Here is a 12,131-nt window from a genome sequence, read left to right as displayed (position 1 = left end):
CGCCTCTCGGTGCGCGCGGTCATGCCGCAGCTCGCCGGGGCGCTCGAACGTCATTCGCGGCTGACCGACGCGGTCGCCCAGTCCCGGCGCCCGCCCACACCCGTCGCCCCACCCGCCGGCGCCGCAAGCGACGCCTCTCCCCAAACCGGAGCGGCTTCGCCGCGCAGCCAAAACGGCGGCAAGCCCGTGTTCGCCACCGTCGACGGCGGCCTGGGCCGACTGGTCACCGCGACTTCGGCCGCCGCCAAGGCGGACGTGCGCCTCGGCATGACCGTCCGCGAACTGCGCCAGACCCCCTACGGCTGGGAGGCGGTGGCCGGGCCCGTGCCCGACCCGATCCGACTGAACGTGGACGCGGTCGTCGTGGCCGTCCCCGCGGCCCCGGCCTCCCGCCTGCTGCGCGAGGTCGAACCCGCGGCCGCGGCCGCACTCAGCGGCGTCGGCTACGCCTCGGTGGCACTGGCCGCCTTCGCCTTCGACGATCTCGACCTGCCGGAGCGGTCGGGCTTCCTGGCTCCGGCCGCGAGCGGCAAGGCCGTCAAGGCCGCCACGTTCTTCAGCCGCAAGTGGCCGCACCTGGGGCGGCGGCGCACCATCGTGCGCGTGTCCATGGGCCGCCTGGGGGAGGAGGCGCTGCTCCAGCACGACGACGACACGCTCGCCCGGACCGCCCTGCGCGAACTGGCCGAGCACCTCGGCCGGTCCCTGCCGGAGCCGCTGACGCAGCGGATCGACCGGTGGGGCGGGGCCCTGCCGCAGTACACGCCGGGGCACACCATGCGAGTGGCCGCCGCCCGAGAGGCGCTGCGGGCCCGCCCCGGGATCGCGATCGCCGGGGCCGCGGTCGACGGGGTCGGCATCGCCGCCTGCGTCGCCTCCGGCCGGAGCGCGGCCGACGAAGTGGCAGCCTCGGCGAAGCCTGCGAGCCGCAAAGAGCAATTGGGATCCAAGGCCGAATAGGGAAGGGCCGCAACGTGACCGAACAGCAGTCGAACAATCCGAACGCGCAGCGCATCAAGGAGCTGAACGAGGCCGTCCGGTACACCCTGTGGTCGGTCTTCCGCGTTTCCGAGCCGTTCCCGTCGATCCGGCAGGATCTGGGCGCCGACACCCAGGCATTCTTCGACAAGCACTGCGCCGACGAGGGCGTGACCGTGCGCGGCACCTACGACCTGACCGGGATGCGCGCCGACGCCGACGTCATGGTGTGGTGGCACTCCGAGAGCGCCGACCGGCTCCAGAAGGCCTACTCCGAGCTGCGGCGCACCGCCTTCGGGCGGCACCTGGAACCGGTCTGGTCCAACATGGCCCTCCACCGGCCCGCCGAGTTCAACCGCAGCCACCTTCCGGCGTTCGTGGCCGGGGAGGAGCCGCGCGGATACGTGAGCGTGTACCCGTTCGTGCGGTCCTACGAGTGGTACCTGCTCCCGGACGAGGAGCGCCGCGACATGCTCCGCGAGCACGGGCAGATGGCCCGGCCCTACCCCGACGTGCGGGCCAACACCGTGCCGGCCTTCGCGCTGGGCGACTACGAGTGGATCCTGGCCTTCGAGGCCGATGAGCTGCACCGCCTGGTGGACCTGATGCGCGACCTGCGGGCGTCCCGCGCGAGGATGCACGTCCGCGAGGAGGTCCCGTTCTTCACCGGCCGCCGCCGCCCCATAGCCGACATCATCGACGACCTGCCCTAAAGCGATGGAAGCCAGCTGGTGGGTGAGCCTGCTCGCGATCGTCCTGGCGTTCGCGCTGCTCATCGAGGCGGTCCGGTTGCTGCGCGGGCGGTGGCTGGTCGTCACGGTCGAAGGCGGCAGCATGGAGCCCACTCTGCACGCCGGCGACGAAGTGCTCGCCAAGCGGGCCTGGACGGCCGAGACCGGCCAGATCGTGGTCGTCGTCGCCCCGGACCCGGTCCTCGGCTGGGCCCAGGCGCCGAAGCCCCGTCGTTTCGGCGGCCGACCGAAGGGCCCCTACTGGGTCAAACGCGTCGCGGCCGCCCCCGGCGAGCCCATGCCCGGCTCGGGCGACCCCGTTCCGCCGGGCCACTACTTCCTCCTCGGAGACAACTCGGCGGCCACCGACGATTCCCGCCGTCACGGCCCCTGCCCGCCCGAAGCCCTGGCCGGAGTGATGATCCAGAAGTTCTAGAAACCTAGGGCGTCCTAAGGTGCGGGCGGTTCGTCCCGCGATTTGGAACGTGGCAGACTTGGCCTATGCCAGCGCTTCGTTCACGGACCTCCACACACGGCCGGCAGATGGCCGGCGCCCGCGCGCTGTGGCGCGCGACCGGCATGACCGAATCCGACTTCGGCAAGCCGATCGTGGCCGTGGCCAACTCCTACACCCAGTTCGTGCCCGGGCACGTCCATCTCAAGGAGCTCGGCGGCATCGTCGCCGAGGCCGTCCAGGAGAACGGCGGCGTCGCCCGCGAGTTCCACACCATCGCCGTCGACGACGGCATCGCCATGGGCCACGGTGGCATGCTGTACTCGCTGCCCAGCCGCGAGATCATCGCCGACTCCGTCGAGTACATGGTCAACGCCCACTGCGCCGACGCCCTGGTGTGCATCTCCAACTGCGACAAGATCACCCCCGGCATGCTCATGGCCGCCATGCGGCTGAACATCCCGGTCGTCTTCGTCTCCGGCGGCCCCATGGAGGCCGGCAAGACCACCGACGAGAACGGCGTGGTCACCCAGAAGCTCGACCTCATCAACCCGATGATCGCGGCCGCCGACGAGTCGGTCTCCGACGCCCAGCTCGGCCGCATGGAGGCCGACGCCTGCCCGACCTGCGGGTCCTGCTCGGGCATGTTCACCGCCAACTCCATGAACTGCCTGACCGAGGCCATCGGCCTGTCCCTGCCCGGCAACGGCTCCACCCTGGCCACCCACGCCGCCCGCAGGGCCCTGTTCTCCGAGGCCGGCCGCGTGGTCATGGACCTGGCCCGCCGCTACTACGACCAGGACGACGAGTCGGCCCTGCCGCGCAGCATCGCCACCCACGACGCCTTCGAGAACGCCATGGCCCTCGACGTGGCCATGGGCGGTTCGACCAACACCGTCCTCCACCTGCTGGCCGCCGCCCGCGAGGCCGGCCTGGAGTTCTCCGTCTCCGACATCGACGAGGTCTCCCGCCGGGTCCCGTGCCTGTCCAAGGTCGCGCCGAACTCGCAGAAGTACCACATGGAGGACGTCCACCGCGCCGGCGGCATCCCGGCCATCCTCGGCGAGCTCTACCGCGGCGGCCTCCTGCACGAGAACGTCCACTCCGTCCACTCGCCGTCGCTCGACGAATGGATCGGCAAGTGGGACATCCGCGCCGACAATCCCGCGCCCGAGGCGATCGAGCTGTTCCACGCCGCGCCCGGCAACGTCCGCACCACCCAGCCGTTCTCCACCGAGAACCGCTGGGCGAGCCTCGACACCGACGCCGAAGACGGCTGCATCCGCGCGGTCGAGCACGCCTACACCGTCGACGGCGGCCTGGCCGTCCTGTTCGGCAACCTCGCCGAGGACGGCTGCGTGGTCAAGACCGCCGGCGTCTCCGAGGACAGCCTGACCTTCACCGGCAGGGCCATCGTCTTCGAGTCCCAAGAGGACGCCGTCGACGGCATCCTCGGCAAGAAGGTCGAAGCGGGTCACGTCGTCGTCATCCGCTACGAGGGCCCCAAAGGCGGCCCCGGCATGCAGGAGATGCTCTACCCGACCTCCTTCCTCAAGGGCCGCGGCCTCGGCCCCAAGTGCGCCCTGATCACCGACGGCCGCTTCTCCGGCGGGACCTCGGGCCTGTCGATCGGGCACATCAGCCCCGAGGCGGCCGGCGGCGGCCTGATCGCCCTGGTCGAGGACGGCGACACCATCGAGATCGACATCCCCGCCCGCCGCATCGAACTCAAGGTCGACGAGGACACCCTGGCCGAACGCCGCGTCGCCCAGGAGAAGCGCGACCAGCCCTTCACCCCGGCCGGGCGCGAGCGCGCCGTCTCGGCCGCGCTGCGCGCCTACGCCGCCATGGCCACGCCGGCCAGCGACGGCGCCGTTCGCAAGGTCGACTGAACAAGCCTCACTCAACGCACCGCGGCCGGGCCCCCGACGGGGGCCCGGCCGTTTGCACGCCCGGACCACAATGGGGAGGCCCGAACCGCCCCGACCCCCGGAGAGTGACGACGCCATGGCCCGAGTGAGCTTGTGGAACTGGGACAACGACTGGGTTCAGCGCAACGCCATCAACGAGATGGACCAGGAGCTGTCCGACCTGTCCCGGCGACAGAGCCAGCGCCTCCACCGCACCAAGCGCGAGTTCGACCAGAGCCTGCGGAAGGTCGGTTCGCAGATCGACTCGGTCTCCGGCCGCATCGACACCGTCCTCGAATGGACCGAGCTGCGGTTCCAACTGCTGGAGTTCGACGAGTACAGCGCCCGCAAGCAGATCCGCAAGTCCTTCCGGGCCCTGGCAGGAGGCATGCCAGCCACCGCCCCGGAGGTCGAGGACGTCCCCGGCTACTGGATGACGCCCGCGGCGACCGCGATGCTGCGGCTGCTGCTGCGCCAGGGTATGGCCGACCTGAACACCGGCCTCGAGACCGCCCGCGAGCGCGACCCGATCCGCGCCGAGCTGTTCAACCTGTGCGTCGGCGTCTGCTTCGACCAGCCCAGCTTCACCGAGGTCGCCGTGCTGCGGCTCCTCGACGAGGCCCCTGACCTCGGCCTGGCCGAGTCCGGTCAGGTCGCGGCCGGGTGGCGCGCGATGTGGGAGCACACCGTCCGTGGCGAGTTCGGCGCCTCCGCGTCCGACCGGCTGACCGACCGGTTGCGAGCCCTCTTCGACTCCGAGGGCGTGGCCGACGACGAGAACCTGGCCTGGGACGAGGCGATCCGCGGCTTCGGCTCCGACGGCGCGCCGCTGGGCAAGCCGGAGGCGCTGCGGGCGCTCGCCGAGCACCTGCGGGCCGCGGACGGCGTCGAGCCGGCCGAGGCGCCCGAGCCCGACGAGCGCTGGCGCCTCTACCTCCAAGAGCTCATCGAGGAGCCCAGCCCGGCCGAGCTGCCGCTGGTCGAGGCCATGGAGGAGCTGCACCTCCCCGATGACGAGATCCAGCGCAGCGAACCGACCTGGGCCGCGTCCGCGGGCACCGTCGGCGACCTGCTGCGGCGGGACCTGTTCGACCCCGATGCCCACCCGGCCCAGCGCGAACTGGCGCTGCGGCTGTGCGCGCCCCTGCTGCGCTCCCGCGTGGAGGTCCTCAGCGCCGGGGCCGTCTCCACCGCCCCGATCACACGAGTGGTCAAGCGCCCCGGCGGCATCACCGTCGAGGTCGGATCCGACGGCCACGACAAGGCCGAACTCGAGCAGGCCGAGCGCGCCCTGACCGTGCGCGCCGACCTCGGCGGCCCGTCGACGGCGCTCGCGGTCGGCATCGGCGGCGCCCTCGGCCTGCTCGCCCTGATCTCGGCGCTCTTCGGCGTCTGGTTCCTGGCGGTGGTACTCGCCCTCGCCATCGCGATACCGGTGTGGCGCTACCTCAAGGGCCGCAGCGACCAGGCGCGGCGGCAGGAGTACCACGACAGTCAGATCGAGTCCCTCCGCACCGAGCTCGCGCGCGTGCGCGACCAGGTCGGCGAGGACGAGAAGGCCCGTGAGAAGCGCGCCGCCGAGGCCCGGGAGGCCCGGGACGAGCTGCTCGCGGTGGTCCCGGAGGCCGCTTCGAGCGCCGTGGAGACCAATAGCTGAAACCTGGCGCAAAGAATTCTCCGGGCCTCGAGCGGCACTCGGTGGTCATGCGCGGCTACCGAACGTAGAAACCGGTATCGTGACCGCAGGTCAAACCCTGCGAAAGCGGAACCGGATGTGACGCAAGGTGAATCGGCGGACACGCGGGCGCCTCCCGGATGCACATGCAGACGGCATGTGCCCTAGGCCGAGGTTCCCATCCGTCTGCGGATACGGCATCCTGTAGGGCACGAGGGTTTCAAAGATTGGGCTCTGTGCATGTCGCCATCACCCCGCCGCTCACGCGTCCTCTCGACGTGGATCGCGGCCACGGCCGTCTGGGCCTCGGTGCTGGCCGCCGTCGTCGTCACCGGCGCGCGCTCGATCGCCGAAGGCGGTATCAGCGACGCCACGGCAGCCTGCCTCGGCGGCCTGGGCGCCGCGTGCGCCGGACTGCTGATGTGGCGCGCCGCCGGGCGCATCAGGTCCGGGCTGCGCAGGTCCTACCAGCTCATGGCCGCCGGCGTGCAGGCGACCGCCGGGACCGTCGCCGCCACCACCTGGCTTCCGGGCGGCATCGCCTCGCTGTTCGCCGGGCTCGGCTTCACCGCCGCCATCGTCCTGTTCGGACTGGCGTTGCTGCGGATGCCCGACTCGGTCTGGGACGGCCCCGCCGTCGAGCGCCGCCTGGTCGACGGCGCGTTCGTCGGCCTGTCCCTGCTGTTCGCCTTCTGGCTGGTCTTCGGCCGCCCCTGGCTCTCCGAGGTCGTCGGCCGATTGAACAACGCCGACCTGGCCATCGTGCTGCCGGGCATGCTCGGCATCGTCCTGCTCGGCGTGGGCCTGTCCACCACCTTCCGCCTGACTCGCTGGCGCCGCCGACACGCCTTCGCCTACACCGCCGTCCTGGCCGTTCACACCTCCTCTATGGCCCTGTACGCCTCCTGGGAGTGGGGACGCCCGGCCGTGGCGACCCTCTGGTGGTCGGTCGCCTGGGTCGCCTCGTGCGCGGCCCTGCTCGGGGTCACCTACATCGCCCTGCGCCAGAAGCCCGCGATCGACAAGCCGAACTACCCCACCGTCCACTACGGCGTCACCATCGCGGCCGCCGCCATCGCCGTGTTCGTATTCCTCGACAACGGCGCCACCTCCGGGCCGCTCCCGCTCGACGCCGCCCTGATGGCCCTGGCCGCCGCCGGAGCGCTCGCCGCCCGAGTCGTCCTCACCCACTTCGACGTCCGCCGGGCCAACGACGAGGCCGCCGACCGGCAGCGCCGACTCACCGCCATAGTTGGGGTCGCCTCCGACACCGTCCTGGTCCTCGACTCCGACCTCACCGTCACCTGGCACCCCGACGACTCGGCCTGGCGCCCCTCCACCGAGGCCGGGCACTGCGTCGGCGCCCACTTCCTCGACCTGGTCCACCCCGACGACTTCCACGCCGCCGAGGAGAACCTCCAGCACCTCCTCGAGGGCCGCAACGCGACCGGCCGCATCACCCTGAAGGCCCGCGTCCGCGACTCCGCGCGCCGCTGGCGGCACACCGAGACGGTCGTGACCGACCTGCGCGGCCAGCCGCAGGTGCGCGGCCTGGTCGCCCGCGTCGAGGACGTCGGCGCCCGCCGCACCCTCGAGACCGAACTGGCCCGCATGGCCTACTCAGACCCGCTCACCGGCCTGGCCAACCGCCGCGCCCTCCTCCAGGCCCTCGAAGACGGCGTCGCCGCCCAGTCCCAGCAGACCGCGCTGCTCCTGCTGGACCTCGACGGGTTCAAGAACGTCAACGACACCCGCGGACACGACTTCGGCGACGAACTGCTCGTCGAGGTCTCGCGGCGCATCAAGGAGCTGCTGCGCCCCACCGACACCGGCGCCCGGCTCGGCGGCGACGAGTTCGCCGTCCTCCTGCGCGCCGGGCGGGCCCAGGCCGTCGCCATGGCCGACGACCTGGTCGCGACCCTCTCCGAACCCTATGAGTTCCACGACGAGTCGACCGTGTTCACCACCGGCTCGGTCGGCATCGCCACAGCCTCCGACGGCATCGAGGACCCCGAGATCCTGCTGCGCAACGCCGACCTGGCGCTGCGGGCGGCCAAGCAGGCCGGGAAGAACCGCTACGAGACCTACGACGCCGAGTTCGACCGCAAGGTCCGCCGCCGCAACGAGCTGACCCAGGAACTGCGCGGCGCCATCGCCCGCGACGAGCTGCGCCTCGCATTCCAGCCGGTCTTCGCCCTGGCCGACCGCTCCATCGTCGGCGCCGAGGCCCTGCTGCGCTGGACCCACCCCCGGCTCGGCAAGGTCAGCCCCGGCGAGTTCATCCCCGCCGCCTCCGAGGCCGGCCTCACCCAGGACCTGGCCGTGTGGGCGGTCGGCCGCGCCGCCGAGCAGCTCGCCGAGTGGCAGGGCCGGGGCATCAAGTGGTGGATCTCGGTCAACGTCTCGGTCAAGGAGCTGCACACCCACCTGTTCGCCACCGAGGTCAACACTGCCCTCATCGCCGCCGGCGTCCCCGCCTCCAGGCTGGTCCTGGAGGTCACCGAGCACGACTTCTCCCACCAGATGAACACCCTGGTCGCCCAGCTCCAGGCCCTCCGCGGGGCCGGGGTGCGGATCGCCTTGGACGACTTCGGGTCCGGGTACTCCTCGCTCGGGCAGCTCGACCGGCTCCCGGTCGACATCATCAAGCTCGACCGCGACCTGATCGCCAAGGACGACGGCGGCGTCGGGCCCCTGGCCGAGGTCGCCGTCGAGCTCGGGCGGCGCCTGGGCATGGACGTCATCGCCGAGGGCGTGGAGACCGACACCCAACTGGAGGCCATGGTCAAGGCCGAGGCCCCGCTGGTCCAGGGCTACCTGCTGGCCAAGCCGATGCCGGCCGACGAACTGACCCGCTGGTACAGCGACGACCCGCCCGCCATCGGCGCCGCGTGAGCGCCCGTGCTGGAGCGCGACACACCCTTCCCGTACTGTGAGAAAAGTTGACTCACGGGCCGGAATCGTGCATGCTGGACTCGTGCCGAAGCAGAACTACGACATCAGCATCACGGACGGGCTCGTCGCCCGCCCGCTCGTCGTAGTACTTACATAGCGCACCGTCGTTTCCCCGACGGTGCGCTCGCCCCGTGCGTCTTTGCACGCGGGCGATTTTTTCTGCCCGGGAAACGACGTCCCAGTGTCGACAGTCAGCGAATACTCCCTATTTGGACGAAGGACATGAGCACACCAGTGAAGGCCCCGAAACCGGGTCCGCGCCCAGCCGGAGCAGCAGCGCCCCGGCCGAAGGCCCCCAAGCCCGGCCCGCCGCACAGCGTCACCGCCACCGCGCCCGTCCTCACCGGCGCCCAGGCCGTCGTCAAGTCCCTGGAGCAGCTCGAGGTCGATACCGTCTTCGGCATTCCCGGCGGCACGATCCTGCCGGCCTACGACCCGCTCATGGACTCCGCCCAGGTCCGCCACATCCTCGTCCGCCACGAGCAGGGAGCCGGGCACGCCGCCGAGGGCTACGCGGCCGCCACCGGCAAGGTCGGCGTCTGCATGGCCACCTCCGGTCCCGGCGCGACCAACCTGGTCACACCGATGGCCGACGCCCACATGGACTCGATCCCGATGGTCGCCATCACCGGACAGGTCGTGTCGTCCTCGATCGGCACCGACGCCTTCCAAGAGGCCGACATCTGCGGCATCACCATGCCGATCACCAAGCACTCCTACCTGGTCAGGGACGCCTCCGAGATCCCGCGGATCCTGGCCGAGGCGTTCCACGTCGCCTCCACCGGCCGCCCCGGCCCGGTCCTGGTCGACATCCCCAAGGACATCCTCAACACCGAGGCGCCCTTCGTGTGGCCGCCCAGGATGGAGCTGCCCGGCTACCGGCCGACCACCCAGCCCCACGGCAAGCAGATCCGCGAGGCCGCGAACCTCATCGCCGAGTCCAAGCGGCCGGTGCTGTACGTCGGCGGCGGCGTGGTCAAGGCCGGGGCCGACGCCGAACTGCTGGAGCTGGCCGAGCTGACCGGCGCTCCGGTGGTCACCACGCTCATGGCCCGCGGCGCCTTCCCCGACTCGCACGCCCAGCACCTGGGCATGCCGGGCATGCACGGCACCGTGCCCGCCGTCCACTCGCTGCAGAAGGCCGACCTCATCGTCGCCCTCGGAGCCCGCTTCGACGACCGGGTCACCGGGAAGCTGTCGAGCTTCGCACCGGGCGCCAAGATCGTCCACGTCGACATCGACCCGGCCGAGATCGGCAAGAACCGCGAGGCCGACGTTCCGATCGTCGGGGACTGCAAGTCCGCGATCGCGGGCCTGACCGAGGCCTACGTCGACCCCGGCAAGGAGCGGCTGAAGGCCTGGTGGGAGACCCTGGACGACCTGCGCGCGCGCTACCCGCTGGGGTATGAGGATCAGAGCGTCCAGGCCATGACGGCCCCCCAGTACGTGATCGAGCGGCTCGGCGCCCTCGCCGACCCCGACACGATCTGGACCACCGGCGTCGGCCAGCACCAGATGTGGGCGAGCCAGTTCATCTCCTACGAGATCCCGGGGACGTTCATCAACTCCGGCGGACTGGGCACCATGGGATTCGCCGTTCCGGCGGCCATGGGGGCCAAGATGGGCCACCCCGACCGCATGGTGTGGGCCATCGACGGCGACGGCTGCTTCCAGATGACCAACCAGGAGCTGGCGACCTGCGCGGTCGAGGGCATCCCGATCAAGGTCGCGGTCATCAACAACGGCAACCTGGGCATGGTCCGCCAGTGGCAGACCCTGTTCTACGACAAGCGCTACTCCAACACGGGTCTGAGCACCCACCACAGCGAGGACTCGCCGCGGGTCCCCGACTTCGTGAAGCTCGCCGAGGCCCTCGGCTGCGTGGGCCTGCGCTGCGACAGCCCCGGTGAAGTCGACGACGTCATCCGGCGCGCCAACGAGATCGACGACCGCCCGGTGGTCGTGGACTTCACCGTCGGACCCGACGCCATGGTGTGGCCGATGGTCCCGGCCGGGGTCTCCAACGACGAGATCCTCTACGCCCGCGACGTCCGGCCCGCCTTCGACGAGGAGGAACTCTGATGAGCACGCACACCCTCTCGGTCCTCGTCGAGAACAAGCCCGGAGTCCTGGCCCGAGTGGCCGCGCTGTTCTCCCGCCGCGGGTTCAACATCGACTCGCTGGCGGTCGGAGAGACCGAGCACCCCGGCGTCAGCCGCATCACCATCGTGGTGGACGTCGAGGCGGGCTCGCTCGAACAGGTCACCAAGCAGCTCAACAAGCTCATCCATGTGCTCAAGATCGTGGAGCTGGAGCCGGACGCCTCCGTGCAGCGCGAACTGCTGCTGGTGAAGGTCCGCGCCGACGCCGCCTCCCGAGGCCAGGTGATATCGGCCGCCGAGCTGTTCAAGGCCCGGTCGGTCGACGTCACACCGGACACGGTCACCTTCGAGGTCACCGGGAACTCCGACAAGATCGACTCGTTCCTGGAAGTCCTCGAACCGTTCGGGATCAAGGAGCTCGTCCAGTCGGGGACCGTCGCGCTGGGGCGCGGGGCCAAGTCGATGGCCTCGCTGTCCCGCTACATCTCACCGAGCTAAGTCAAGTAAGGAAGATAGAGAATCTATGTCCGCTGAAGTGTTCTACGACGACGACGCCGACCTGGCAGTGATCCAGGGCAAGAAGGTGGCCGTCCTCGGCTACGGCTCGCAGGGCCACGCGCACTCGCTGAGCCTGCGCGACTCCGGCGTCGAGGTCGTCATCGGCCTCCAGGAGGGCTCGAAGTCGCGCCCGAAGGCCGAGGAGGCGGGCCTGAAGGTCCTCACCCCGGCCGAGGCGACCGAGTGGGCCGACGTCGTGATGATCCTGGTCCCCGACACCGTCCAGGCCAAGCTGTACGCCACCGAGATCGCCCCCAACCTGTCCGAGGGAATGAGCCTGTTCTTCGGGCACGGCTTCAACATCCGCTACGAGCTGATCCAGGCCCCGTCCGACGTGAACGTGGCAATGGTCGCCCCCAAGGGCCCCGGCCACATGGTGCGCCGCCAGTTCGCCGACGGCAAGGGCGTCCCGGCGCTCATCGCGGTCGAGCAGGACCCGTCGGGCGACACGCAGGCGGTGGCCTTGGCCTACGCCAAGGCCATCGGCGGTACCCGCGCCGGCGTGCTGAAGACGACCTTCAAGGAGGAGACCGAGACCGACCTGTTCGGCGAGCAGGTCGTCCTCTGCGGCGGCACCGCCGAGCTCATCCGCGCCGGCTTCGAGACCCTGGTGGAGGCCGGCTACGCGCCCGAGGCCGCCTACTTCGAGTGCCTGCACGAACTCAAGCTGATCGTGGACATGATCTACGAGGGCGGCCTGACCAACATGTGGTACTCCGTCTCCGACACCGCCGAGTACGGCGGGGTCACCCGCGGCTCGCGCATCAT

General features: G+C 70.9%; 9 protein-coding genes. All 9 read left to right on the top strand.

Going from position 1 to position 12,131, the window contains the following annotated elements; genetic code table 11:
* The coding region (locus JFB92_RS20360; RefSeq protein WP_199043006.1) for a protoporphyrinogen/coproporphyrinogen oxidase at positions 1–960 on the top strand (960 nt) is incomplete at its 5' end.
* A 14-nt stretch (positions 961–974) separates the two neighbouring features.
* A complete protein-coding gene (gene hemQ, locus JFB92_RS20355) occupies positions 975–1,691 on the top strand; it encodes a hydrogen peroxide-dependent heme synthase (protein ID WP_199042996.1) in 717 nt (238 codons plus the stop codon).
* A 4-nt stretch (positions 1,692–1,695) separates the two neighbouring features.
* Complete coding sequence (locus JFB92_RS20350) at positions 1,696–2,145, top strand: S26 family signal peptidase (protein ID WP_199042995.1); 450 nt, start codon at positions 1,696–1,698, stop codon at positions 2,143–2,145.
* 65 nt (positions 2,146–2,210) lie between these two features.
* Positions 2,211–4,055, top strand: a complete 1,845-nt coding sequence (ilvD, locus tag JFB92_RS20345) for a dihydroxy-acid dehydratase (RefSeq protein ID WP_199042994.1) — start codon at positions 2,211–2,213, stop codon at positions 4,053–4,055.
* A 124-nt stretch (positions 4,056–4,179) separates the two neighbouring features.
* Positions 4,180–5,730, top strand: a complete 1,551-nt coding sequence (locus JFB92_RS20340; protein WP_199042993.1) for a 6TM ABC transporter family protein — start codon at positions 4,180–4,182, stop codon at positions 5,728–5,730.
* A gap of 258 nt (positions 5,731–5,988) precedes the next feature.
* Positions 5,989–8,643 carry a putative bifunctional diguanylate cyclase/phosphodiesterase gene (locus tag JFB92_RS20335; RefSeq protein WP_199042992.1) on the top strand — a complete coding sequence of 885 codons (2,655 nt, stop codon included), beginning with the start codon at positions 5,989–5,991 and terminating at the stop codon, positions 8,641–8,643.
* A 282-nt stretch (positions 8,644–8,925) separates the two neighbouring features.
* A complete protein-coding gene (locus tag JFB92_RS20330) occupies positions 8,926–10,785 on the top strand; it encodes an acetolactate synthase large subunit (protein WP_199042991.1) in 1,860 nt (619 codons plus the stop codon).
* Positions 10,785–11,303: an acetolactate synthase small subunit gene (gene ilvN / locus JFB92_RS20325; protein ID WP_199042990.1), complete on the top strand. Its 519-nt coding sequence runs from the start codon at positions 10,785–10,787 to the stop codon at positions 11,301–11,303. The genes JFB92_RS20330 and ilvN overlap by 1 nt, the downstream gene beginning before the upstream one ends.
* A gap of 25 nt (positions 11,304–11,328) precedes the next feature.
* A partial coding sequence (gene ilvC, locus JFB92_RS20320) for a ketol-acid reductoisomerase (RefSeq protein WP_199042984.1) occupies positions 11,329–12,131 on the top strand: 803 nt, incomplete at its 3' end.

This window comes from Glycomyces salinus (assembly GCF_016428645.1).
Taxonomy (GTDB): domain Bacteria; phylum Actinomycetota; class Actinomycetes; order Mycobacteriales; family Micromonosporaceae; genus Glycomyces; species Glycomyces salinus.
Note: the sequence above shows the minus strand (reverse complement) of the source record. Positions and strands in the feature narration are given on the sequence as shown.

What these genes read in the sequence shown, in the direction of transcription:
- JFB92_RS20350 (WP_199042995.1), top strand. Translation starts at nt 1,696, where the DNA reads ATGGAAGCCAGCTGGTGGGTGAGCCTGCTCGCGATCGTCCTGGCGTTC.
- ilvN (WP_199042990.1), top strand. Translation starts at nt 10,785, where the DNA reads ATGAGCACGCACACCCTCTCGGTCCTCGTCGAGAACAAGCCCGGAGTC.
- JFB92_RS20330 (WP_199042991.1), top strand. Translation starts at nt 8,926, where the DNA reads ATGAGCACACCAGTGAAGGCCCCGAAACCGGGTCCGCGCCCAGCCGGA.
- ilvD (WP_199042994.1), top strand. Translation starts at nt 2,211, where the DNA reads ATGCCAGCGCTTCGTTCACGGACCTCCACACACGGCCGGCAGATGGCC.
- JFB92_RS20335 (WP_199042992.1), top strand. Translation starts at nt 5,989, where the DNA reads ATGTCGCCATCACCCCGCCGCTCACGCGTCCTCTCGACGTGGATCGCG.